General features: G+C 61.5%; 23 protein-coding genes and 1 tRNA gene. 8 read left to right on the top strand and 16 right to left on the bottom strand.

Annotation, left to right across the window (positions count from 1 at the left end; translation table 11 throughout):
* Nucleotides 1-279: 279 nt before the first annotated feature.
* Nucleotides 280-609: a hypothetical protein gene (locus J2045_RS07050; protein WP_307370942.1), complete on the top strand. Its 330-nt coding sequence runs from the start codon at nt 280-282 to the stop codon at nt 607-609.
* On the opposite strand, the gene J2045_RS07045 is transcribed toward J2045_RS07050, so the two are convergent.
* Nucleotides 610-2,007: a nicotinate phosphoribosyltransferase gene (locus J2045_RS07045; RefSeq protein ID WP_307370937.1), complete on the bottom strand. Its 1,398-nt coding sequence runs from the start codon at nt 2,005-2,007 to the stop codon at nt 610-612.
* Between the two features lie 240 nt (nt 2,008-2,247).
* On the opposite strand from J2045_RS07045, the gene J2045_RS07040 reads away from it, so the two are divergent.
* Nucleotides 2,248-3,945 (top strand): hypothetical protein, encoded by a 1,698-nt coding sequence (locus J2045_RS07040; RefSeq protein ID WP_307370934.1) that lies wholly within the window; start codon nt 2,248-2,250, stop codon nt 3,943-3,945.
* Between the two features lie 73 nt (nt 3,946-4,018).
* Here the strand turns inward: J2045_RS07040 and rpsA are convergent, their stop codons facing one another.
* On the bottom strand, nt 4,019-5,722 hold the full coding sequence (gene rpsA / locus J2045_RS07035) for a 30S ribosomal protein S1 (protein WP_102020538.1): 1,704 nt from the start codon (nt 5,720-5,722) through the stop codon (nt 4,019-4,021).
* A gap of 152 nt (nt 5,723-5,874) precedes the next feature.
* Nucleotides 5,875-6,528 (bottom strand): (d)CMP kinase, encoded by a 654-nt coding sequence (cmk, locus tag J2045_RS07030; RefSeq protein WP_307370931.1) that lies wholly within the window; start codon nt 6,526-6,528, stop codon nt 5,875-5,877.
* A 193-nt stretch (nt 6,529-6,721) separates the two neighbouring features.
* Between cmk and J2045_RS07025 the strand changes: the two genes are divergently transcribed.
* Both J2045_RS07025 and J2045_RS07020 read left to right on the top strand, forming a co-directional pair.
* The gene (locus tag J2045_RS07025) at nt 6,722-7,108 is read left to right on the top strand and encodes a TIGR02300 family protein (protein WP_307370929.1); all 387 of its coding nucleotides are present in this window, start codon (nt 6,722-6,724) and stop codon (nt 7,106-7,108) included.
* Nucleotides 7,109-7,263: 155 nt separating this feature from the next.
* A tRNA-Ala gene (locus tag J2045_RS07020) sits at nt 7,264-7,339 on the top strand.
* 98 nt (nt 7,340-7,437) lie between these two features.
* Here the strand turns inward: J2045_RS07020 and J2045_RS07015 are convergent.
* Nucleotides 7,438-7,635, bottom strand: a complete 198-nt coding sequence (locus tag J2045_RS07015; protein WP_307370926.1) for a hypothetical protein — start codon at nt 7,633-7,635, stop codon at nt 7,438-7,440.
* A gap of 138 nt (nt 7,636-7,773) precedes the next feature.
* Here J2045_RS07015 and J2045_RS07010 point away from each other — a divergent pair, with 138 nt between their 5' ends.
* Complete coding sequence (locus J2045_RS07010) at nt 7,774-8,565, top strand: YdcF family protein (protein ID WP_307370924.1); 792 nt, start codon at nt 7,774-7,776, stop codon at nt 8,563-8,565.
* Nucleotides 8,566-8,571: 6 nt separating this feature from the next.
* Here the strand turns inward: J2045_RS07010 and J2045_RS07005 are convergent, their stop codons facing one another.
* Entirely contained in the window at nt 8,572-8,994 is a 423-nt protein-coding gene (locus tag J2045_RS07005; protein WP_307371172.1) for a hypothetical protein, read from the bottom strand.
* A gap of 177 nt (nt 8,995-9,171) precedes the next feature.
* Between J2045_RS07005 and J2045_RS07000 the strand changes: the two genes are divergently transcribed.
* Entirely contained in the window at nt 9,172-9,807 is a 636-nt protein-coding gene (locus J2045_RS07000) for a trimeric intracellular cation channel family protein (RefSeq protein ID WP_307370922.1), read from the top strand.
* A 7-nt stretch (nt 9,808-9,814) separates the two neighbouring features.
* Here J2045_RS07000 and irrA read toward each other — a convergent pair whose 3' ends face one another.
* Nucleotides 9,815-10,231, bottom strand: coding sequence for an iron response transcriptional regulator IrrA (irrA, locus tag J2045_RS06995; protein WP_166600165.1), 417 nt, complete (start codon nt 10,229-10,231; stop codon nt 9,815-9,817).
* Between the two features lie 300 nt (nt 10,232-10,531).
* Here irrA and fabA point away from each other — a divergent pair, with 300 nt between their 5' ends.
* Both fabA and fabB read left to right on the top strand, forming a co-directional pair.
* Nucleotides 10,532-11,047 (top strand): 3-hydroxyacyl-[acyl-carrier-protein] dehydratase FabA, encoded by a 516-nt coding sequence (gene fabA / locus J2045_RS06990; RefSeq protein WP_307370919.1) that lies wholly within the window; start codon nt 10,532-10,534, stop codon nt 11,045-11,047.
* 43 nt (nt 11,048-11,090) lie between these two features.
* Nucleotides 11,091-12,314, top strand: coding sequence for a beta-ketoacyl-ACP synthase I (gene fabB / locus J2045_RS06985; protein ID WP_307370916.1), 1,224 nt, complete (start codon nt 11,091-11,093; stop codon nt 12,312-12,314).
* Between the two features lie 87 nt (nt 12,315-12,401).
* On the opposite strand, the gene J2045_RS06980 is transcribed toward fabB, so the two are convergent.
* The 10 genes from J2045_RS06980 to nusA form a co-directional block, all read right to left on the bottom strand.
* Nucleotides 12,402-12,665 (bottom strand): helix-turn-helix transcriptional regulator, encoded by a 264-nt coding sequence (locus J2045_RS06980; protein WP_307370914.1) that lies wholly within the window; start codon nt 12,663-12,665, stop codon nt 12,402-12,404.
* 212 nt (nt 12,666-12,877) lie between these two features.
* A complete protein-coding gene (locus tag J2045_RS06975) occupies nt 12,878-13,906 on the bottom strand; it encodes an AraC family transcriptional regulator (RefSeq protein ID WP_307370911.1) in 1,029 nt (342 codons plus the stop codon).
* Nucleotides 13,907-14,030: 124 nt separating this feature from the next.
* Nucleotides 14,031-15,047 (bottom strand): class I SAM-dependent methyltransferase, encoded by a 1,017-nt coding sequence (locus J2045_RS06970; protein ID WP_307370909.1) that lies wholly within the window; start codon nt 15,045-15,047, stop codon nt 14,031-14,033.
* 75 nt (nt 15,048-15,122) lie between these two features.
* The gene (gene pnp, locus J2045_RS06965; protein ID WP_307370907.1) at nt 15,123-17,261 is read right to left on the bottom strand and encodes a polyribonucleotide nucleotidyltransferase; all 2,139 of its coding nucleotides are present in this window, start codon (nt 17,259-17,261) and stop codon (nt 15,123-15,125) included.
* A gap of 316 nt (nt 17,262-17,577) precedes the next feature.
* Nucleotides 17,578-17,847: a 30S ribosomal protein S15 gene (rpsO, locus tag J2045_RS06960; RefSeq protein ID WP_112795577.1), complete on the bottom strand. Its 270-nt coding sequence runs from the start codon at nt 17,845-17,847 to the stop codon at nt 17,578-17,580.
* A 150-nt stretch (nt 17,848-17,997) separates the two neighbouring features.
* Nucleotides 17,998-18,927: a tRNA pseudouridine(55) synthase TruB gene (truB, locus tag J2045_RS06955; protein ID WP_307370902.1), complete on the bottom strand. Its 930-nt coding sequence runs from the start codon at nt 18,925-18,927 to the stop codon at nt 17,998-18,000.
* 12 nt (nt 18,928-18,939) lie between these two features.
* A complete protein-coding gene (rbfA, locus tag J2045_RS06950) occupies nt 18,940-19,344 on the bottom strand; it encodes a 30S ribosome-binding factor RbfA (protein WP_102020550.1) in 405 nt (134 codons plus the stop codon).
* Between the two features lie 160 nt (nt 19,345-19,504).
* Nucleotides 19,505-22,207: a translation initiation factor IF-2 gene (gene infB / locus J2045_RS06945; RefSeq protein WP_307370896.1), complete on the bottom strand. Its 2,703-nt coding sequence runs from the start codon at nt 22,205-22,207 to the stop codon at nt 19,505-19,507.
* Nucleotides 22,208-22,308: 101 nt separating this feature from the next.
* Complete coding sequence (locus J2045_RS06940; protein ID WP_370873013.1) at nt 22,309-22,995, bottom strand: RNA-binding protein; 687 nt, start codon at nt 22,993-22,995, stop codon at nt 22,309-22,311.
* The gene (gene nusA, locus J2045_RS06935) at nt 22,992-24,611 is read right to left on the bottom strand and encodes a transcription termination factor NusA (RefSeq protein ID WP_307370894.1); all 1,620 of its coding nucleotides are present in this window, start codon (nt 24,609-24,611) and stop codon (nt 22,992-22,994) included. Before nusA ends, J2045_RS06940 begins: the two co-directional genes overlap by 4 nt.
* Between the last annotated feature and the right edge of the window lie 43 nt (nt 24,612-24,654).

The raw sequence follows: 24,654 nt of genomic DNA, 5'->3' as shown, positions 1-24,654 counted from the left end.
TCCGTGAGCCCATCCAGCTGATCCCCATCCGCGCAATCGTTGCGGCCGCGACCGCATGGTGCGCAAACCTCTTGGCCGATTTCCGGCCTTCGCCTCAGGCTCGGGCGAGCTCTTCAATCCCGTGCCATCCAAGCCCCGGGGTGATCACGGTGATGGCCTGGCAGGGGGAGGAGGGCCACAGCGAAGTGGCTGCCTAGAGACCGTCCTACGTCTTCTTACAGGTGATAATTCAGGACGGTCGGGTGATTTCCACCAAGGTTTCGTTAACCGGCAATTCGCATGATCCTCGCATACAAATCGGTAACGGAACGGGCCTTTATAGTCGCCCGTCCACATGAAGGCGTTGATCAGGCGACCATGACGGAAGCATCCAGTATCCTCCTCGACTCTGTATCGCGTAGTTCATCAAATTACGACCTCGACCTGATCGAATCGCCTGTCGATGTCGCCGATGGCGACGACCAGGGCCCCCGCTATGCTCCGGCCAATTGGTTGGACGCATTCATCGTGGATGAGCGCAGTCGATCCGACGAGGCCTTTGGCGAGCGTGTGCCTGTGCCATCGGATGAGGCGGGGCTCTACCCACGCTTCATGCGGCTCGTCGACTGATCAGCGCGGCAGGCTCGCGGCGGTCGCCCTTGCGCGGATCTCGTCCAGGCTCCAATCCACCAGCAATTGACCATCCTGCCAAACCGGCTGCAGCAGGTTCTGCCGCGGACCCAGGTCGTCGAGCGGGACAGTCGCGATGTCGTATCCATCTGCGATTGCGGCCATCCGCCCAGCCATTGGTATTTTTTCCTGGGGATTGGCGGGGCGTCGGACAACGGCGCGCCACTGCCCGTCGGCGTCCTGTACGGCACTCGTCCGCATGGTGAACGACATCGTGTCGCGGTTGATCTTGTGCAGCAGTCCCGAGCCCATGCCGAAAGAGATGTTCTCGGCCGAGAAGCCCATGCCTTCCAGGCGCCCAAGGATCATCTGTATGTCCTGTATCGAGACGCCGTCGGCCTGCAGCACCCGCACATTGGCATCCAGCACCTTGAAGCCCTTGCCGTTGAGGCGCGTACCATAGGCATAGGCGAGTTGCGCAACGACCTGGACCGGCGTGTCGATCGGATCGCCGCTGTCGGGCCTCACGACCAGTATCCCGCCGGCGGCCCGCACCTTGGTCTGCAGCTTCTTGCCCCAGATTTCCGAGACGGCGTTGTGCAGGTCGAAACTGTCGGAGACGACCGAATAGGCGCCGAAACTCGCAAAATTGTCGATCATGTTGGCATAGGCCTCCGCCTCGTGCTGCTGGCCCCAGGCAATGATGGTTCCGTGCTCTGCCGCCGGAATGGAACGGGCGGGCATGGAGGTCTTGTAGAATCGGCGCGCTTGAAGGATCGCCGGCAGCGAGTCCGAACTGTTGAAGTGGACCAGATGCGCGGCACCCCCGATCGCTGCCTGTTCGACGCTTGAGGTGCTGCGGCAGCCATAGTCGCTGATTCGGCTCGGCTGAAGCCCCATCGGATCGTCGGTCGTGCGGTCCAGGAAGGGTTGGATGGCCATGCGAAGCCGCCACGCGGTCGTAGCGACCGTCGATGGATACCAGGTTGCGCGAAGCAGGGAGGTTTCCATGTAAGACGTCAGCCATGGAACCTGCGGATCCGTGTTTACCACCTGCATGACCGGCACGCCCCTCCGGATGGCAGCGCCCTCCGGCAGGGCCTCGATCCTGAGCGGAAGCAGGCCGCCATGGCGATTCAGGATATGGTTCCAGCCCTCGCGGTCGAAAGGCTGGCCATGCGCCATCGCAATGTCCTGCGCCTCATCGATGTCCTCACGGCTGATCGGAGCGGACAGGTGGTCCTTCAGGAACATCTGCAGCCCAAAGAACATGACTTCTGGACGGAAAGAATGGCCGCGCGTGGTCACGAAGGCGCTGACGGCACGTGTGTCCTTCGGATACTGCAAAAAGACGCCGAGCTTGTAGCTGTCCGTGTTCAGAAGAATGTTGCGTGTCATGCCTGCGCCCGTCATTGGTCCATTCGGCGATAGCATACCGCCGTGACCATGATGCGCGCCGATGTATGTGCGAGGCTGGTGTCTTCACGGTGCGCTGGCAGATTAGCGTTTCGTTAACCAAGTTGCGCGACGATCACGGATCGGCAGGCGCGGCAGGGGGCGTCCGTAAACTTATCGATGACCGCCCTGCTATCTGATCGAAACGAAATCCTTAAGGCATCAGAACCGGATAGGTTGTCCATGCTTCCTCCAGTCCGTGCGTCTGCAAGTCAATATGCCACGGCGGTGGACGTCAGGATGCGCCCGGATGACGCTGGCGCCCCCCAGCTGCCGGCGTCCCCGATGCCCGCTGCGTCGGCCACCACGGGACAGAACGCCGCGATTGCCGGCCAACTGAACATGATGTTGCTCTCCGGACCGGAACGCATGTCGCAGAATCTCGGCGCCCTGGCGGAGGTTCTGGGTACGGCACTCAGGATCGAGCCGCGGCTCAACGAAACCCCTGGTGATTATATGGCCAGGTTGATTGAGGGCATCGCGACCCTGCCGGCAGTCGATCGGCTCAAGCTTCAGAAACTGCTGATGCAGTCCTTCGCTGGCTTGCAACTGCGAACGCTGCTGGAAGCCATGGCCAATCCGGCGGGGCCGGAACGCGCGACGCTTGCACTCTACCTCGAACTCTACCGCCAGAAGGACAGCGACGGTGTCACGCGTGCAGTGATCTCCTCCTACCGCGAGCTTGGGGAGGAGACACGCGCAAACGCCGCAGCTCCTCTGGTTCGCGCAGCAGCCAATGATGGCGCGCGACCGGCTTCGGTTATGACGCGACAGGAACCAGCGCAACCTCTTGCTCCGCCCTCCCGCATGTCCCCAACGGAAGGAGCAGGAGACGCAGAGCTTTCGTCCACCGGTCCTGCTACAGCCAAGCGCGCGGTTTCCGACACGATACGACCCAACTCACCGGCTGCATCGGTCGCCGAGGGCCAGAGACCGGGCGGGGAGATGCCACTGGCAAGCCTCGTCAGTCGGGCGAGATCCGCAGACAACCTTCAGCGTCCGACGACATCCGACCTGGGATCCGTCACGGACGATCTGCGCGCCGCTGCTGCGCCTTCCGCCGTTCGGGGCGCCGTCTCCGACAGGCTTTCCGCCACCGATCCTCTGGCCATTGGCCGGGACCTTCCCATGGCAAACCGCAGCGATCGACCGTCCAGCGGCATCGAGGAGCGTGGCCCTTTGGCCCCGGCGCTTGTCGGGCCGCCGCTGCTGCCCGGTAACAAGTCTCCGCAAGCCTTGCCGGCAACCTGGTTGGCCGAACTGCTCGAAACGGCACTCGTGAAGACTCTGCTGCAATGGAAGACGATTGCGGTGGATCCTAAGCCCTCCCTCACGCCGGATGATACAGTTGCAAGGTTTGGTCCGGATCCGGTCTCATCGGACCAGCCGGAGACGCCCGGGGCGAACGCACCTCCCGAGCAGAGCGAGGACGCCGCGCCTGCACTCGACGCGGCAGTGATCCGCAATGCCGCAGAAGAACGCACGTCGCCTATAGGCACGGTGCTGGTTGAGCAGACGTTGATTCGACCCCTGGTCCCGAGGGAAGGCATGCCTGTGCCTTTCGTCTCCTACCTTATTGACGACGATGTCACGGCGGATCGTGTCGAGGAGAAAGACGACGAGGATGAAGACGGCAGGCGTAACCTGCAAGGTGAGGATCGGGATGAGGCGAACGACCCTGCCGGTGACGAAGGCCAGGGCGCCAAGGAGAACGAGGCTGAGCCTGGTGCCACCACCACCGGCAGCGATTCGACGATAGACCGTCTTCTCGCCGACGGGGCGCCGGGGCTTCTGGCCCTGCCATTGTCTTCGCCCGAGCCCCTGCCACGACCGAATGAGCCTGCGCACGAACTCTATCTTCGTATGGCGGGCCTCGTCTGAGGTATCCCAAAGCCAAAGAAAAACCCGCCGGGATCGCTCCCGGCGGGTTCTTCAATTCTGCCAACAGCGACGATTAGTCGTTGCTGCGGTTCTTCAGGGCTGCACCCAGGATGTCGCCGAGCGAAGCGCCAGAGTCGGACGAACCGAACTGAGCGACGGCTTCCTTCTCTTCTGCGATCTCGAGAGCCTTGATCGACAGCATGACCTTGCGGTCCTTCTTGGAGAAGTTGGTGACGCGAGCGTCGACAACCTGACCGACCGAGAAACGCTCCGGACGCTGATCGTCACGATCGCGGGCCAGGTCGTTGCGGCGGATGAAGGACGTGATGTCCTCGTGGTTGACCAGCTTCACTTCGATGCCGCCATCGTTGATGCCGATGACTTCGCACGAAACGACAGCGTTCTTGCGCAGGTCGCCGGAAGCGGCGGCGTCGCCGACAGCATCCTTGCCGAGCTGCTTGATGCCGAGCGAGATGCGCTCCTTCTCGACGTCAACATCGAGAACGACGGCCTTGACCACGTCACCCTTGTTGAACTCTTCGATGACCTGTTCGCCCGGACGGTTCCAGTCGAGATCCGAGAGGTGAACCATGCCGTCAACGTCGCCTTCGAGGCCGATGAACAGGCCGAATTCGGTCTTGTTCTTGACTTCGCCTTCGACTTCAGTGCCTGCCGGATGGCTGTAGGCAAATGCCTGCCACGGGTTCTCGAGGGTCTGCTTGAGACCGAGCGAGATACGGCGCTTGGACGGATCGACTTCGAGAACGACGACATCGACGTCCTGCGTGGTCGAAAGGATCTTGCCGGGATGAACGTTCTTCTTCGTCCAGGACATTTCCGAGATGTGGATCAGGCCTTCGATGCCCGGCTCCAGCTCGACGAATGCACCGTAGTCGGTGATATTAGTGACGGTACCCGAGATCTTCTTGCCAACCGGGTACTTGGCAGCGATGCCATCCCACGGATCCGACTCGAGCTGCTTCATGCCGAGCGAGATGCGGTGGGTTTCCTGGTTGATACGGATGATCTGAACCTTGACCGACTGGCCGATGGACAGGATTTCCGAAGGATGGTTGACGCGGCGCCATGCCATGTCGGTGACGTGCAGCAGGCCGTCGATGCCGCCGAGGTCAACGAACGCACCGTAATCGGTGATGTTCTTGACGACGCCGTCAACAACCTGGCCTTCTTCGAGGTTCTGAACGATTTCAGAACGCTGCTCGGCGCGGCTTTCTTCGAGAACCGTACGACGCGATACAACGATGTTGCCGCGACGCTTGTCCATCTTGAGGATTTCGAAGGGCTGCGGGTTGTGCATCAGCGGGGTGACGTCGCGGATCGGACGGATGTCGACCTGGCTACGCGGCAGGAAGGCAACGGCGCCGTCGAGGTCAACCGTGAAGCCGCCCTTGACCTGGTTGAAGATGACGCCTTCAACGCGCTCGCCAGCTTCGAACTTGGCTTCGAGCTTGATCCAGCTTTCTTCGCGACGAGCCTTCTCGCGCGACAGAACAGCTTCGCCGAGAGCGTTTTCGATGCGCTCGACGTAAACTTCAACTTCGTCGCCGACCTTGAGCGTGCCGTCCTTGGCGCGTGCACCGAATTCCTTCAGCGCGATGCGGCCTTCGACCTTGAGGCCGACGTCAACGATAGCGACGTCCTTTTCGATGGCCGTGATGATGCCCTTGGCAACATAGCCTTCGGCCAGATCGGTCTTGGCAAAGGATTCCTCGAGGAGGGCAGCAAAGTCCTCGCGCGACGGGGTAGAAACAGACATGAAATCTCCTAGTCGCATCCCACTGGATGCGTGAGCGCCGGGGGTTGGTGTTGATCTTGGCCGGCATCCGATCCGCTCTCATTTGAAGAGCAATCCGGCGCGGGGACTGGGTGTCGGCCTCAAGGCTCCGGCTTGGCCGGATCCTGGTCACTTCATTTCGTCAGGGCAGCGTCGATGAGTGTCTTCGCCGCCAAGAATGCGGCCTCTATACTCATTTCGGAAGTATCTAGCAAGTGCGCGTCTTCGGCTGGTTTCAAAGGGCTGTCGGCCCGGCCCATGTCGCGCTCGTCCCGTATCTTCACATCGGCGAAAATCGCATCGAAATCGGCATCGAGCCCCTTGGCGATGATCTCGTCATGGCGACGGCGCGCGCGCACTTCCGGAGAGGCTGTCACATAGAGCTTCACCGCGGCCTGCGGGCACACCACGGTGCCGATGTCGCGCCCGTCGAGCACGGTGCCGGGCAGGCGGGTGGAAAAGGAGCGCTGCGCTTCGACCAAAGCGCGGCGAACTGCCGGCATGACAGCGATCTTGGAAGCCGCCTCGCCGATATGATGGGCTGACAGAACGTCCCGATCCAGTCCGCCGAGATCGAGATTGAGGGCCACGCCTTCTGCGATTGCCTCGTCGTCGAGTGGCAGGCCGGCATCAAGCAATGCCTTTGCGGTTGCCCGATAGGTGAGGCCGGTATCGAGATGGTGGAAGCCGTAAGCCTCCGCGATCCGGCGCGAAAGGGTCCCCTTGCCGGCCGCGGCCGGTCCGTCGATGGCGATGATCATCCGGGCCTCTTCATATCTATCTGTCATGCCATCGCTGATACAAATCTTGGATGCCCTTGCCAAGCGAAGCATGCGATCCGGCGGTTGCGAAAACACGTGAGCAGATTGCCTTTGACAGGACGGGCGCCAGCGATTAAGGGGACCGACTACAGTTTGGCCGGCCTCGCGCCGGGCGCTAGGCGCATGCCCCTATTCTTCACGACTTCATGAGGCTTTGACAGTGGCGAAGGCAGAACTTGGAACGAAACGGACTTGCCCCGACACCGGCAAGAAATTCTACGACTTGAACAAGGACCCGATCGTGTCGCCGTACACGAACAAGTCCTGGCCGCTTTCCTATTTCGAGGAAACCTCGGTCGCAGCCATCATGGAGAAGGCTGAGGAAGAGGAAGTCGCGGAAGTCGATACCGAAAACACTGACGTCGAACTCGTCTCGCTTGAAGACGCCGATGACGCGGCTGGCGGCGACGACATCCCTGACATGGGCGACGATGACGTCGAGATCGACGGCGACGACGACGACACCTTCCTGGAAGCCGACGAAGACGATGACGACGATGACATGACCGGCTTGATCGGCGTCACCGGCGACGACGACGAAGTCTGATATTTCAAGGATTTCGAGCCCGGGCTTAAAAAAATGCCCGGGCTTTCATTTTTCGGCTTGCCATCTCCGATTACCGGAAGTATCAAGCCGCCACCCCGACGGAAGCGGTGCTTTCAACGGGGTTCCCGGAGCCGGAAATTACCCGGTACCCTGATGGGGCTATAGCTCAGCTGGGAGAGCGCTTGCATGGCATGCAAGAGGTCAGCGGTTCGATCCCGCTTAGCTCCACCAAAATCTTCCATTGATAATGATGCAAATCGTCAGGATGACCCGGCAGAAATTCTGTACTGCAGGGTTGCGGCTCATCCGGAAACACGGCTGCGAAACATTCAGCGCTGAAACAGTTCCACCCGTTCGCCGCTATCGGAATGATCGATCTGGAACCAGTCGATGATCTTGCGAATCTCGAGATTCACCTCGCCATCGCGCAACTTGAGGTGCAGCTTGTCATCGCTGACACGTACCGGCGTGCCGATATAGAGGCGGTCGTTACCGGAATCGTCCACTGTGTCGATCGCAAATCGCATGGTATCTCCCGGAAAAGTCAGAATCGAACTGATGACAGTGGCCCGAGGGTTTAGTAACGCGTCCTTGAGCGAAGCTGGTCTCCTGAAGCGGCGGCCACCCGGATGACGCGTCCGGATCTCGGACTGGGAGAATGCAGAGTGTTTGTCGTTTCCAAGATTTTCTGGAACATGGTCCAGCCCCTGTCCCTCGTTTTCCTGCTCGGCGGTCTCGCATTGGTGCTAATCTGGATGCGCTGGCTGCGCCTGGCAGCATCCGCCCTTTTTGTCTCCCTGCTTGTCCTCTTCCTCACGCTGTACACGTCGCTCGGCTCCCTGCTCCTGCAAAGCCTTGAAGCGCGCTTCCCGCGTCAGACGGCGGATCCGGCTGAGTTGTCCTGCATGATCGTGCTGGGCGGTGCCTTCGAAACGGAGGTGACCACTGAGCGCGGCGGCATGGATCTCAATCAGGCGGCTGACCGCTTCGTCGAAGCGCTGCGGCTCGCCATCCGCTATCCCGAGGCAAAGATCCTGGTGTCCGGCGGCGATGGCTCGCTGAGCGGCGCTTATGAAGGGGATGCCGCGGCATCGATCCGCTTTTTCGAGGCGTTTGGAATTTCTCGCGACAGGCTGATAGCCGAGACCACATCCAGAAACACCGACGAAAACGCTCAGAACAGCCGGGAGCTCCTGGCCTCCAGCGGCCTTGGGCCGTGCATGCTGATCACCTCCGCCTTTCACATGCCACGCTCGGTTGGCCTTTTTCGAAAGGCAGGCGTCGAGGTAGTGCCCTGGCCGGTCGATTATCGCACCGCCGGCAATGTCGCTTTCCGGCTCGACTTCACCCAGCCGAGCCTGAATGCACAGCAGATGTCGACATCTGTCCGGGAATGGGTGGGGCTCTTCGCCTATCGGGCGCTCGGCCGGATCGACGAGGTCTTTCCGGCGCCGTGAGCGATCTTACTTCTTGGAGATCGTTAGAAATTTCGTGCCGCGCACCCGCACGGTCATCGCGCAGGGTTCCTGGCCCTCTTCGCGTTCGCAATAGCGGGGATGCATCTTGAGCACGAACACCATGTTGCCGAAGCGCTTGACGAAATCGTAGCTGTACATCTGCGCGGTGGCGATCATGAAATAGCCGCCCTCCTTTACCTGCAGATAGAAGTTGAAGGGGCAACCTTCGGCGCTGCAGTCGGGCCCCCGCACGCCATCACAGACGATCTCGCTGCTGTTGGTGATGGCATCGGTGATGCCGTCATTGTTGATGTCGATACGGTCGATGAAGTCGCCACCATATTGCACCACATTGCAACGCTTGCCGTAGTGGTCCTTTTCATACATTTCCGGATCTTGCAGCAATTCTTGCTGGGCTGCGACCGGCATTGCCGAAAGAGCGACGGTGAAAAGGAGAAGGAGGCGGAAGAGCAAGGGCACTGTCTGGACTCCGGATCGCGATCTGTGCTGAACGGAGGAAGTCTAGCGGTTGCGTCTTGCCTCACCCTTAACGGCGTGATCCAAATCTGACCCCAGACTCAAGCCTCCTCCAACCGGGAAACAAGCATGTCGCTCCTGTCCTATCTCGATTATGCGGGGATCGCCCTGTTTGCCGCCACGGGTGCGCTCGCAGCCTCCCGCAAACAGCTCGACATGATCGGTTTCCTGTTCTTCGCCGTGGTCACGGGGCTCGGCGGCGGCACCGTGCGTGATATCGTCTTGGGTCGCGTTCCTGTTTTCTGGGTTCTAAATCCCGACTATATCTTGATCTGTTGTGCGATCGGAGCTGTCGTCTTCTTTACCGCACATCTCGTGGAATCGCGCTACCGCCTGTTGATCTGGCTCGATGCGATCGGGCTTTCTGCCTATTGCGTGATGGGCGCAGCCAAGGGACTGGCGGCGACCGGTTCCCCCACCATCGCGATTGTGACGGGAACGCTCACGGCAAGCCTCGGTGGCGTCTTGCGTGATCTTCTCGCCAACGAGCCTTCGGTCCTGTTACGGCCGGAAATATACATCACGGCGGCGTTGGTCGGCGCTGCAGTCTTCACAGGTGCGAACGAATTCGGGGTGCCGCTCTATCTGGCGTCTGGCATAGGAGCGCTTGCGGCGTTCGCCATCCGGGGCGGAGCGCTTTATTTCGGATGGACGTTTCCCACCTACAGGCACAAGCCTGGCCGGCATCCGGACGAGGTGATGTGAGGAGCTCTCAGCCTTGCTTGGGGCGAAGCCGGATCACGACATCGACATGCGCGATTTCCATGCCTTCCGGCGCCGCAGGCAGGTTGTCGATGGTGATGTTGTTCACCGGAATATCCAGCACCTTGTTCTCGCCTTCGACGAAGAAATGGTGGTGGTCCGACACATTCGTGTCGAAATAGGTCTTCGAGCTTTCGACTGCCAGGACCCGGATAAGGCCCGCCTCGGTGAACTGGTGCAGAGTGTTGTAGACGGTCGCCAGCGACACCGGGAACTCGGCTGTCAGCGCCTCTTCATGCAGCTCCTCGACCGTCAGGTGGCGGTCGCCCTTGGCAAACAGAAGGCTGGCAAGCGCAATCCGCTGCTTCGTCGGGCGAAGGCCCGAGCGTCGCAGTTTCAGTTCTATACCCGTTTGGCAGGTTGCCATCGTCAAAGACGCGCTCCAGTCCTCTTGCGGGCCGCAACGGCCGCATCATCTCGATATAGCTGCAAAATCAGGGTGTTTCAATAGTTCGGGTGGGGACAAGCCGCCGCGCGTGGCCCTCCCGCTCTTTTTTAGCTGCTTCGGGTCTGGTGATGGCCTTTTCCTTCCTGTATGCGACGATGATGCCAGGACCTGCTTGTTGGGCCCTTGGAAACCGGCGGATAGGCTCCGGGGCTTCAATTCGCCGCCGTCTTGCTCTATTGGGTCGGGACACGTGAAGCAGAGGGGGGAAGAAGAAGAACGATGGTAACGAGACAATCCAGCTACAATTACGACGAAATCCTCACCTGCGGCCGTGGTGAACTCTTCGGTCCCGGCAATGCGCAGCTCCCCCTGCCGCCGATGCTGATGGTGCATCGGATCACCGACATCTCCGAGACCGGCGGTGCCTTTGACAAGGGCTATATCCGCGCCGAATACGATGTTCGTCCCGACGACTGGTATTTCCCCTGCCACTTCCAGGGCAACCCCATCATGCCGGGTTGCCTCGGCCTTGACGGCATGTGGCAATTGACCGGCTTCTTCCTTGGCTGGCTGGGCGAGCCCGGCCGCGGGATGGCCCTGTCCACCGGCGAAGTCAAGTTCAAGGGCATGGTGCGACCCGAGACCAAGCTTCTCGAATATGGCATCGACTTCAAGCGCGTCATGCGCGGTCGCCTGGTTCTTGGCACGGCTGACGGCTGGTTGAAGGCTGATGGCGAAACTATCTATCAGGCAACCGATCTGCGTGTCGGTCTGTCGAAGGACAAGACGGCCTGAACCGGCCCTGTCCGCACCTGAGTTTATAAAGAAGGTCTGAGAGATGAGACGGGTTGTAGTAACAGGTCTTGGCATCGTGTCCTCCATCGGGGCCGATGCCGCCGAAGTCACGGCATCGCTGCGTGACGCCAAGTCGGGCATCACCTTTTCTCCCGATTTCGCCGAGCACGGCTTCAAGTGCCAGGTCTGGGGCAAGCCCACCCTGGACCCGACCGAGCTGGTCGACCGTCGTGCCATGCGCTTCCTGTCGCAGGGCGGTGCCTGGAACCATGTGGCGATGAAGCAGGCGATTGCGGATGCCGGGCTCGAAGAGGCCGACTACCAGCAGAACGAGCGTGTCGGCATCATCATGGGTTCGGGTGGTCCGTCCACCAAGCAGATCGTCGAAGCGGCCGATATCGTCCGCCAGAACAACAGCCCGAAGCGTATCGGTCCGTTCGCCGTTCCGAAGGCGATGTCATCGACGGCGTCCGCCACCCTTGCCACCTGGTTCAAGCTCCATGGCGTCAACTACTCGATCTCGTCGGCCTGCTCGACCTCGGCGCATTGCATCGGCAATGCCTATGAGATGATCCAGTGGGGCAAGCAGGACATGGTCTTTGCCGGCGGTCACGAGGATCTCGACTGGACCATGTCGAGCCTCTTCGATGCCATGGGTGCCATGTCGTCGAAGTACAACGACACGCCCTCGACCGCCTCGCGCGCCTATGACGTCTCGCGTGACGGCTTCGTCATCGCCGGTGGTGCTGGCGTTCTGGTTCTCGAGGAACTCGAGCACGCCAAGGCACGCGGCGCCAAGATCTATGCGGAGGTCGTCGGTTATGGCGCAACCTCCGACGGTTACGACATGGTCGCTCCCTCGGGCGAAGGCGCCATCCGTTGCATGCGTCAGGCACTGGCCACGGTAAAGGGCGATGTCGATTACATCAACACCCACGGTACTTCCACGCCGGTGGGCGACTCGAAGGAAATCGGCGCAATCCGCGAAGTCTTCGGCGCCAAGATCCCGCATGTCCAGTCGACCAAGTCGCTGACCGGTCACTCGCTGGGTGCTGCCGGCGTCCAGGAATCGATCTACGGCCTGCTGATGATGCAGGAGAAGTTCATCGGCGAGAGCGCCCACATCACCGAACTCGATCCCGAGTTCGAGGGCGTGCCGGTCGTGCGCAAGCGCATCGACAACGCCAAGATCGATACCGTGCTGTCCAATTCCTTCGGCTTTGGCGGCACCAACGCCACGCTCGTCTTCCAGCGCCACAACGGCTGATCGGAAGACGTCATCTGACAAAAAAGCCTGGCGCGTTGCCGCGCCAGGCGTTCATCCGAAGTGGTCCGCCAGCCGTGGGAGTACGGCTTACTTCGGCTGATGAGGATCGGAATGGTCGATCAAGCCGATCAGCATGGCCAGGCTCACCGCATGCATCAGATTGCTCGCCTCCAGCTTGGCCTGGGCTGACAGCAGCATCATATCGACCTCTTCCCGTGACATGATCAGGACGTTTGCCGCGTCATCCAAGCGCTTGCCTTCGGCAACGAGCTGAAGACACTGGATTTCTCGGTCCGTGAGGAACGAAAAGGCTGGCTCGCGCTCGATGGCCCGTCTGGTATCGGTTTTCATGATCATCTTTGCCGCAATGAAGAAATGCGCGGCGCCTTCGCGGCGTCACGTCGTCAGGCGGCGCTCTTAGCATTTGTCATCTTGGGAAGTCATTATCCGCGCACGACAAAAGTTTATCCGCAGGCGCTAAAAAAGCGCATGTGAATCTTGTGTCCGCAAACCTGCATGTCATTAGTGGCAACCGCTCTCATTTTGTCAAGTTCCGGCGCGGGTCAGGCGGTCTTTCGCTCGCGGACTTCGGTCGGGCTTGAGCCGAACCAACGGGTCACGGATCGGGTAAAGGCACTGGGTGCGGAATAGCCCAGCCGATAGCAGATCTCGGAGATCGGCAACTCGCTTTCGGTGAGGAGGCTGAAGCTCACTTCTTTCCGGATCCCGTCGCGCAGTTCGTTGAGGCTTGTGCCATGCGCTGCGAGCCGCCGCTGGAAGGTTCGTTCCGACAGGCCGAAATAGGGTGCGATCTCCGACAGCGGATAATCGTCCTCCGAAACATGCAGCAGCAGATAGTGGCGGACTTGCTCCAGGAAATCGGCGCCCCTTTGCGCGACAGGCGGCCTGAGGTTTCGGCACTGGAGGTCCATCAGTTCGAAGAGTCTGCGATCACCTGTCGGGTTTTGTGTATCGAGAAAACTGCGCGGGAAATGCACGCAGTTCATCCCTGCACCGAAGCTGACGCGGCGCGACAGGAATTGTCGGAAGGGCTGGGGATTGCGCGGTGGCGGTCGCTCGAGTTCGAGCTCGACCAGGTCGCTGCCGGTAGGCGCGAGGTCCTTCGCTCTCTGCATCACCAAAGCCAGCGACATGTCGACATACTGATCACGCTTCACGATGACAGGCGCAAACGTCCAGGCGAGGTGGGCGCCTCGTGCGTCCATCAACAGCCGGGAATAGCTGGTATGGGTGACATATTGGATGTGGTCGTCGAGGAAGCGGACGAAGTCCAGTCCGGTCGGAGCAGCCATCAGGCCGTAGCCGAAAGGTCCGGACGATCCGGCCTCGTAGCTCCGCGCGCTGGTCAGGCCGAATGCCTCGTCGTCGGCAAGCAGCGCACAGGCCTCCAGGAGGCGGCAGAGGCGATCCAGGCTGATCCGGGCGGTCAGGCTCTGAAATATTTCCGGATCGATGTCCAGCGCTCTGCAAACGGGCGTCACGTCGATGCCATAGGAACGTGCATGCGTGATAACGGCCGAGGCAAGGCCGGCCACGGTGGTCAATTCATCGGTGAGATTCCGAGGAGGCATCAGGACCGCAGGCGCCAGAAGATAAGTAGATGGCGTCAGATGCTAAGCTACGCATGCCTGAGAGTCGAGGGGGGGCGCAGAGCATCTCACTCTGCCCCACCAGGCCGACCTTCCGGAGAAGATGTCAGCGCTTGGCCCACAAGACCTTGAAGCGGGCGTTCCGGCAGACCTCAGTGTGCTGCTTGAAATGCGCCCCCAGAATCGGCTCGTATGGCAGGCCACGATTGGCCACCATCAGCAGTTCGCCACCGCCCCGAAGCGCATCCGCAGCGACCTTGATCATCGCAGCACCGATGGAAGGCTCGGCGGCATGGCCTTCATGGAAGGGTGGGTTCATGATGACGAGGTCGTATTTTTCCTTCGGCGGTTCATTGCCGAGATCCTGCCAGAAGAAGCGCGCGGTGAGATCGGGGCAGTTACGTGCCAGATTGCGCTTGGCATGCTCCAGCGCCTCGTGGCTCGCCTCGAAGAGATCGATGCGGTTGGTGCGTGGCGAGGCCTCGGCCAGCATGACCGAAAGATATCCCCAGCCGGCGCCGAAATCGGCGGCGTTGCCGTCAAAATTCGTCGGCAGTCGGCTGGCCAGCAGTTCGGAGCCTTCGTCGGCATGGGCGTGCGAGAAGAGGCCCGAACGGGTCTCGAAGCGACCGTCGACGGTGACCGGCTTGGCTGCCAGTGTCGAAGCCTGAACCGAGATATCCTGGGGAACGGTGAACCATACGACCACGCCGTGATACTTGGGCATGGATTCGGGCGCAAAGCCCAGGCGGTCGAGCTGCTTGCGCAGCGGCAGGATGCCGTCTTCCTTGGCGCCGGCGACCAGAACGAGACCGCCCGCTCTCACCCGCTGCAGGGCCTCTGCGATGCGGTCCTCGTTGACGCCCTTGTGCTTGCTGCAAAGGATCAGAGCGCCGTCATAGCCTTCGCCCCCGACGGTGGGGACCGGATGCTGATGGCTCGCCTCCAGCCGACGGAATTCCGGACGGAAGTCCTGCACGACGGTGAGCTCTGCGCCAAATCCTTCAGGCTTGGCGAACCCCGCCTCCGCGCCGAGAAAGAGATATCGGCTTCCGGCATCCGGAAGCGCGACGGCTTCGGTGACGAAGGGATGGAACAGGGTCTTCAGGGTCTCGCGGCTCATGGCTCGGTCTTCTCTCTCGGCGAACAAAAAAGGCGCGGAATTTCTCCCGCGCCTCGGATCGGGTGCGACGTCCGCTTATTCAGCGGCTTCGCCATCCTTCTTCTCGGCAACGACTTCCTTGCCGGTCGTCTGGTCGACGGCCTTCATGGACAGGCGGACCTTGCCGCGCTCATCAAAGCCCATCAGCTTGACCCAGACCTTGTCGCCTTCCTTGACGACGTCAGAGGTCTTGGCAACGCGCTCGGAAGCAAGCTGCGAGATGTGTACGAGGCCGTCACGCGAACCGAAGAAGTTGACGAAGGCGCCGAAGTCGGCGGTCTTCACAACGGTACCTTCGTAGATCACGCCGACTTCCGGCTCGGCCACGATCGAGTGGATCCACTTGCGGGCCGCTTCGATTTCCTTGCCGGAGGCGGAGGCGATCTTCACGGTGCCGTCGTCTTCGATGTTGATCTTCGCGCCGGTCTTTTCGACGATTTCACGGATGACCTTGCCGCCCGAACCGATGACTTCACGGATCTTGTCGACCGGGATGTTCATCACTTCGATGCGCGGTGCGAATTCGCCGAGCTGGCCACGGCTCTCCGAAAGGGCGTTCGCCATTTCGTTCAGGATGTGCTTGCGGCCACCCTGTGCCTGGCCGAGTGCGACCTTCATGATCTCTTCGGTGATGCCGGCGATCTTGATGTCCATCTGCAGCGAGGTGATGCCGTCGGCAGTGCCCGCAACCTTGAAGTCCATGTCGCCGAGGTGGTCTTCGTCACCCAGGATGTCGGAGAGAACCGCAAAGCGCTCGCCTTCCAGGATCAGACCCATGGCGATACCGGCAACCGGCTTGGCCAGCGGAACGCCGGCGTCCATCAGGGCGAGAGAGGTGCCGCAGACGGTTGCCATCGAGGACGAGCCGTTCGACTCGGTGATCTCGGAGACGACGCGCAGCGTGTAGGGGAACTGCTCCGCAGACGGCAGCATCGGGCGGATGGCGCGCCATGCGAGCTTGCCGTGACCGATTTCGCGGCGGCCCGGGGAGCCCATGCGACCGGTTTCACCAACCGAGTAGGGCGGGAAGTTGTAATGCAGAAGGAAGCGTTCCTTGTACATTCCGGTCAGCGAGTCGACATACTGTTCGTCTTCGCCGGTACCGAGCGTGGCGACAACGATCGCCTGGGTCTCGCCGCGGGTGAAGAGAGCCGAACCGTGCGTGCGCGGCAGGATGCCGACTTCCGACACGATGGCGCGAACGGTCGACAGATCACGACCGTCGATACGGCTCTTGGTGTCGAGGATGTTCCAGCGAACGATCTTCGCCTGCAGGTGCTTGAAGACAGCACCAATGACTTCGTTCGAATACTTCGGATCTGCGCCTTCCGGGAAGAAGTGTGCCTTCACCTTGGCCTTGACGGCGTCGACGGCGGTGTAACGATCAGCCTTCTGGGTGATCTTGTAGGCAGCGCGCAGTTCGGTCTCGGCGATCGAGAGCATTTCGGCTTCGAGAGCGGAATGATCTTCCGGCTCGAATTCGCGGGGCTCCTTGGCAGCCACTTCAGCGAGCTTGATGATCGCATCGATGACCGGCTGGAAGCCCTTGTGGCCGAACATGACGGCGCCGAGCATGACGTCTTCGTTCAGTTCCTTGGCTTCCGACTCAACCATCAGGACGGCGTCCTGGGTACCGGCAACGACGAGGTCCAGAACCGACTCGTCCATCTCGTCGAGATGCGGGTTCAGAACGTATTCGCCGTTGATGTAGCCGACGCGGGCGCCACCGACCGGGCCCATGAAGGGTACGCCGGAGAGGGTGAGGGCAGCCGAAGCAGCAACCATCGACAGGACGTCCGGATCGTTCTCGAGGTCATGCTGGATGACGGTGACGACGACCTGGGTGTCGTTCTTGTAGCCTTCCGGGAAGAGCGGGCGGATCGGACGGTCGATCAGGCGGGAAACCAGCGTTTCCTTTTCCGAAGGGCGACCTTCGCGCTTGAAATAGCCACCCGGGATCTTGCCAGCGGCGTAGGTCTTTTCCTGGTAGTTGACGGTGAGCGGGAAGAAGTCCTGGCCCGGCTTCGGCGACTTGGCCGAAACGACGGTGGCCAGAACAACGGTTTCGCCATAGGTGGCGAGAACGGCGCCGTCGGCCTGGCGGGCGATCTTGCCCGTTTCCAGCTTCAGCGGGCGGCCTGCCCACTCGATCTCAACGCTGTGAACATCAAACATATCTTGTCCTTCATATGCGGGCCTTCGTCCTGCCGAATGGACAGGGGCGGTCGGTCTGCAATGTGCTGACGCAATCACGGGCAAGACAGTGGGAGGCTTCGGAAACGGCCGCGGCCGGAATATGCATCCTTCGGGATGCGGAAGCGTCCAACAATCCTGCCCCATGACAGGTCATCGGTTGTGGTCGACAGATCCGGCCCATCCGGCCTGTCGTTCGTTCCGGGCGATCGTCGCACGGAACCGGTCGCGGGTCGTCTGGCCTGACCCGGAAAGGCAACCGGCGGATCTTCGCTTGCGAAGATCCGCCGGGAACTTGTTAGCGGCGGATGCCGAGGCTGGTGATCAGCTTCGTGTAACGGCCTTCGTCCTTCTTCTTCAGATAGTCGAGAAGCGAACGACGGCTCGATACCATGGTCAGAAGGCCACGACGCGAGTGGTTGTCCTTCTTGTGACCCTTGAAGTGTTCGGTCAGGTTGTTGATCCGCTCGGTCAGGATCGCAACCTGGACTTCCGGAGAACCGGTGTCGCCTTCGACGGTTGCGTATTCCTTGATGAGGGCAGCCTTGCGCTCTGCAGTGATCGACATCGGAAATCCTTTCTGGATAACAGGAAACAAGAGACGCCAAAGGCCGGGATGTCGTCCAGCATTGGCCGTGAATGCAGGCACCCGAAGGGCCAGCTGCCGCCGCCTATACTCTATTCCCTGATGAAAGGAAAGAGCAGGCGGCAGGAAGGGTCAGGCGAAGACGCGCCGCGGATGGAATTCGCCACCGGCAATCTCGCCGATCGCAATCAGCTTGCCACCGGCAAGCGCCACTGCCTCCGGTTCGGCGACCGGCGCATCGCGCCCGCGCAGGATGATCGGGTTGCCCATGCGCAGCCGATGCGCCTGGTCATCCGTGATCCTGAGCTGCGGCAGGGCGGACAGCGCTTCTGCCGTATCGCCGAGGAATGCATCGAGAGCAGCCAGCCGTTCCTCGCGGTCCTCGATGGCTTCGAGCGCCACGAGCTCCGCGAGCGGCACCATCATCTCCTCGGCAAACGGGGCCACGAATGTGCGGCGGAGCGAGGAGATGTGACCATAGCAGCCGAGATCGCGACCGAAATCGCGGGCGAGCGAGCGCACATAGGTGCCCTTGCCACATTCAACCTCGAAATGGGCCTTGTCGGCTTCGCAGTTGAGCAGCGTCAGGCGGTGGACCTCCACCTCGCGCGAGGGGATCTCGACCGTCTCGCCGTCGCGCGCCAGATCATAAGCGCGTTCGCCGGCGATCTTGATCGCCGAGAACTGCGGCGGGATCTGGCTGATGGTGCCCGTGTAGTTCGGCAGCAGGGCGCGAATGTCTTCCTCGGTCGGCCGTTTGTCCGAGCTCTGCGTGACCTCTCCCTCGAGATCATCCGTCGAGCGCTCTTCGCCCCAGGTCACCGTGAATTCGTAGATCTTGCGTCCGTCCATGACGTAGGGCACGGTCTTCGTCGCATCGCCCAGCGCGATCGGCAGCATGCCGGAAGCGAGAGGGTCGAGCGTACCGGCATGGCCGGCCTTCTGGGCGTTGAACAGCCACTTGATCTTGCCGACGGCCTCGGTCGAGCCGAAATCCACCGGCTTGTCGAGGATGAGCCAGCCCGAAATCGGGCGGCCCTTGGGCTTTCTGGGTTTGGACATCTAGGTCTTTTCTCAGTCTTTGTCTTCGTCGGAGCCGAGGTCGCGCTGGACCTCCGGCGAGCGCAGGAGCGCATCGATTTTCTGATAGTTGTCGAAGCTCGTGTCGTCGCGGAAACGCACCTCCGGCATGTACTTCATCTGCCGAAGCTGGCCGCCGATCCGTCCGCGAATGAACTTCGCATGTTTGTTGAGGGCTGCGATGACAGCGTCATGATCGGAAACGCCAAGCGGCGCCACATAGGCGGTCGCCATCTTCAGGTCCGGCGACATACGCACTTCCGAGACCGAAATCACGGTCTTTTCGATGACATCGTCGTTCACTTCCCCGCGCTGAAGCACCTGGGTGATGGCGGCGCGCACCTGCTCGCCGACGCGCAGCATGCGCTGCGAAGGTGCCGATGAGGTTGGTTTTGTCATGGTTCACTTTGCCTTTCGCATGAGGGATCGGAGCTTTCGCCGCTCACATCATGCCGTGAATTGCCGTTCATCCAACGAGACGTCGGAGGTCATGATCCCCATAAACAGCGAGCGCCGGAAGATCCGGCGCCCGAAGGGATCGTGGTCGAAACGCCTGAGATCAGAGCGTACGCGTGATGTGTTCCACGCGGAAGCACTCGATCGTGTCGCCGGCGCGGATGTCTTCGTAGTTCTCGAAGGCCATGCCGCATTCCTGGCCCATCGGCACGTCGGACACTTCGTCCTTGAAGCGCTTGAGCGTCTTGAGCTTGCCTTCGTGGATGACGACGTTGTCGCGCACCAGGCGCACGCCTGCACCGCGTTCGACCTTGCCTTCGATGACACGGCAACCCGCGACCTTGCCGACCTTCGTGATGTTGAACACCTCGAGGATCTCGGCATTGCCGAGGAAGGTTTCGCGACGCTCCGGCGAGAGCAGACCCGACATCGCTGCCTTCACGTCATCCACCAGATCGTAGATGATGTTGTAGTAGCGGATCTCGATGCCAGCACGCTCGGAAGCGGTACGGGCCTGGGCATTGGCGCGGACGTTGAAGCCGATGATCGCGGCATTGGATGCCTCGGCCAGCGAGATATCCGATTCCGTGATGGCACCGGCGCCCGAATGGACGATGCGGGCCCGAACTTCGTCGGTACCGAGCTTGTCGAGAGCAGCCACGATCGCTTCGACGGAACCCTGCACGTCGGCCTTGATGACCAGCGGAAATTCCTTGAAGCCGGTGTTCTGCAGCTGGCTCATCATCTGTTCCAGCGAACCGCGCTGACCCGACTGGCGGGCAGCGGCCTTGTCGCGGGCCAGACGCTGACGATACTCGGAGATCTCGCGAGCGCGGCTTTCGTTTTCGACGACAGCGAACTTGTCACCGGCAGCAGGCGTGCCCGACAGGCCGAGGATCTCGACCGGCATGGCAGGGCCAGCTTCCTTAACGTGTTCGCCCTTGTCGTTGACGAGCGCACGGACACGGCCCCACTGATCGCCGGCCACGATGATCTGGCCGGGCTTCAGCGTGCCCTTCTGGACGAGAACCGTTGCAACGGCACCACGACCGCGGTCGAGTTGGGCTTCGATGACGGTACCTTCGGCAGTTCGTGTCGGGTCGGCCTTCAGGTCGAGAATTTCAGCCTGCAGCAGCACGGCTTCGAGCAGCTTGTCGAGGTTGAGCTTGTTCTTGGCCGAAACTTCGACGTCGAGTACTTCACCACCGAGCGATTCCACGAAGACTTCGTGCTGGAGAAGCTGCTGGCGAACCTTTTCAGGCTTGGCTTCATGCTTGTCGATCTTGTTGATCGCCACGATGATCGGCACGTTGGCGGCCTTGGCGTGGTTGATCGATTCAATCGTCTGCGGCATGACGCTGTCGTCGGCAGCCACCACGAGGATGGCAATGTCGGTCGCCTGGGCGCCACGGGCACGCATCGCGGTAAACGCGGCGTGGCCGGGGGTATCGATGAAGGTGATCTTCTGGCCGTTCTGTTCGACCTGGTAGGCACCGATATGCTGGGTAATGCCACCGGCTTCGCCCGATACGACCGAGGTCTTGCGGATGGCGTCGAGCAGCGAGGTCTTGCCGTGGTCGACGTGACCCATGATCGTGACAACAGGAGGACGCGAAACCAGTTCGCCTTCGTCGTCCTTGACGTTGAAGATGCCTTCTTCGACGTCGGATTCCGACACGCGCTTGACGGTATGGCCGAATTCGGTTGCGATGAGTTCGGCGAGGTCGGCGTCGATGACGTCGCCCGGCTTCATCATCTGGCCTTCCTTCATCAGGTACTTGATGACGTCGACGGCGCGTTCGGACATGCGCTGCGACAGTTCCTGAATGGTGATGGTTTCCGGCAGGATGACCTCGCGCATGACCTTTTCACGGGTTTCCTGCATCTGGCTGCGGCGGAACTTCTCCTGGCGACGACGCATCGCCGACAGCGAACGACCGCGGGCGGTGCCGTCATCGTCAACATTGGCCGTGGTCACCGTCAGCTTGCCGCGACGACGGTCTTCCTCGGCCTTCGGGCGGGCTGGAACCTTGGCAGGAGCGGGGGCAGCCACCTTGCCACGACCCGGAAGGCCGCGCGGCGGGCCGCGATCATCGTCCTCGTCGTTGGCCTTGCGACCACGAACAAAGCCGGGTGCGCCAGGCGCTGCCGGAGCGGCAGGTGCAGCCGGACGAACCGATGCGACCGGCGCGGCGGCGACCGGTGCAGCGGCGACCGGAGCCGGAGCCGGCTCGGGTTCAGCCACGACTTCAACCTTGGGCTCCAGCGCACGGCGGGCAGCCTCTTCGGCGGCAACGCGTGCAGCTTCGGCCGCTTCAACCTTGCGGCGCTCTTCATCGATCGCGCGCTGCTTGGCTTCTTCGACTTCGCGGGCCTGGGCTTCAATGAGTGCGCGACGACGCGCTTCCATTTCACCGGCCGACAGGTCGTGAAGGACGGCGCCGCGAGGACGTTCCGGCTGACGTTGCGGCTGCTGCTGAGGGCGCTGCGCTTGTGGCTGCGGACGCTGTGGCTGAGAGACAGGCTGGTGGACGCGCGTAGCCGGCGCCGCAGGCGGTGTCGGAGCCGGACGCGCAGCCTGGGGAGCCGCAGGGGCTTCCGGCGCACGTGCTACAGGCGCTGCGATCGGTGTAATTGGCTTTTCGTCCAGCGGGCGGGTCGGGCGGCGCTTCACCGTCTCGACGACGACCGACTTCGTACGGCCGCGCCCCATGTCCTGGCGCACGGTACCCTGGCTCATCCCCGAGGGCTTCAGGGTGAGAGTCTTCTTCACGCCGATTGTCTTGTCGTCTTTGTTGTCGGTCATTCCGTTCCCGTTCCTTCGAGCGGGGCCGGATGCCGAGCATCAGACCACGCCGTTCACATACTGTCCTAAACCACGGAGGCCGACCTGTGCCGGTGACCGCGTCATTGTGATTTCGGGCCAGCGCCCGATACCTGCGGCGCGCGGCCGCGATAGGTTTCGAGCAGAGTTGCGCGTTTCACTACACCTTCACCTGCCTGCCCTGCAAGCACGCAAGCATGGATAAACGCATTCTGGCCCATCTGCTCTTCCAATTCCGCCCCGGTGAGCAGGTGGAATGCGGGCACTTCCGCATCCGCCCCCGTTCCGAGGTGCCAGGCCTTTCGGGCCTGGTCGATCTTTCTCACGCCATCCGCTGCGGCATCCTGCGAATGGAACACCGCAATGGCTTCGCCGCTCCGCACGGCTGCCTCGACCTTCGCCGATCCCGTGATGAACTGTCCGGCCTTCCGGGCCATGTTCATCATGCCGATCAGCTGCGCGACCAGAAGTCGCTCAACCACGGATCCGAGATCCGGATCCGCCTTCACATCCCGCTTCAAGGCGCGGGCGAAAAGCTTCTTCGCCACCGCCTTGTCGACAGCCTCACGGCTGGGGCTGACCCAGCAGCCCCGGCCTGGAAGCGCCCGCTTCAGATCCGGGACGATTGTCCCGTCGGGTGCCGCCACGAAACGCAACAGCGTCTCCGGCGATCCGCTTTCGCGGGTAACGATGCACATCCGCCCGTTCGCTTCGGAGAGGTCGAAATCGTCTTCGACCTCTGTCGCGTCCGGCCTCTCGGCGCTCATCACGCTTCCTGCTCGGTTTCTTCGCCTTCGAGTTCGCCTTCAGCTTCAGCTTCAGCTTCGACCGCGAGGTCTTCCTCGGTGATCCAGCCAGCAGCAAGACGCGCCTGCACAACCATGGCTTCGGCTTCGGCACGCGAGATGTCGAACTTCGAGAACAGGCCCTCGAACTTCTTCGTCTCGCCGTCCTTGCGCTCGCTCCAGCCGACGAGATCGTCAGCGGCGCAGCCGGCGAAGTCCTCGATCGTCTTGATGCCGTCTTCGCCGAGCGCGACCATCATCTGCGAGGTGATGCCCTCGATCTGGCGCAGCTCGTCGGCAACGCCGAGCGCCTTGCGCTTGGCGTCCATTTCGGCCTCGATCTTGTCGAGATATTCGCGGGCGCGGGTCTGGATTTCCTGTGCGGTGTCTTCGTCGAAGCCGTCGATCGACGCGATTTCGTTGAGGTCGACGTAAGCCACTTCCTCGACCTGGGCGAAGCCTTCCGACGCCAGAACCTGGCCGACCATTTCGTCGACGTCGAGCGCATCCATGAACAGGTTGGTGCGTTCGTTGAATTCCTTCTGGCGGCGTTCCGATTCCTCGGCTTCCGTCATGATGTCGATGTCCCAGCCGGTCAGCTGCGAGGCCAGACGCACGTTCTGACCACGTCGGCCGATAGCGAGCGACAGCTGCTCGTCCGGAACCACGACTTCGATGCGCTCTGCATCTTCGTCGAGAACTACCTTGGCGACTTCAGCCGGCTGCAGGGCGTTGACGATGAAGGAGGCCGGATCCTGGCTCCACGGAATGATGTCGATCTTTTCACCCTGAAGCTCGCCGACAACGGCCTGAACGCGGCTACCGCGCATACCGACGCAGGCGCCGACCGGATCGATCGACGAGTCGTTCGAAATAACCGCTATCTTGGCGCGCGAACCCGGGTCACGGGCCACCGACTTGATCTGGATGATGCCGTCGTAGATTTCCGGCACTTCCATGGTGAAGAGCTTCACCATGAACTGCGGATGGGTACGCGACAGGAAGATCTGCGGGCCGCGCTGTTCGCGGCGAACGTCGTAGACATAGGCGCGCACGCGGTCGCCGTAACGGAAGGCTTCGCGCGGGATCATCTCGTCACGACGGATGATGCCTTCGCCACGGCCAAGATCGACGATCACGTTGCCGTATTCGACGCGCTTCACGGTACCGTTGACGATTTCGCCAACGCGGTCCTTGAACTCGTCGAACTGGCGGTCACGCTCGGCTTCGCGCACCTTCTGCACGATGACCTGCTTGGCCGACTGGGCGGCGATACGACCGAAGTCCATCGGCGGCAGCGGATCTGCGATGAAGTCGCCGAGCTTGGCGTCGACATTGCGGTCGCGGGCGAGTTCGAGCGCGATCTGCGTCGCGTAGTCTTCGACCTTCTCGACCACTTCCAGAAGACGCTGCAGACGGATCTCGCCGGTCTTGGAATTGATGTCGGCGCGGATGTTGGTCTCGCTGCCGTAGCGCGACCGGGCAGCCTTCTGGATCGCGTCGGCCATGGCGGCGAGCACGATTTCGCGGTCGATCACCTTTTCACGGGCGACGGCATCTGCGATCTGCAAGAGCTCGAGCCTGTTCGCACTGACTGCCATTGTCTTAGGTCTCCGTCTTCACGCCCGGGCATCGGCCTCGGGC

The sequence above is a fragment of the Peteryoungia aggregata LMG 23059 genome, from assembly GCF_030814435.1.
GTDB lineage: Bacteria > Pseudomonadota > Alphaproteobacteria > Rhizobiales > Rhizobiaceae > Allorhizobium > Allorhizobium aggregatum.
Note: the sequence above shows the minus strand (reverse complement) of the source record. Positions and strands in the feature narration are given on the sequence as shown.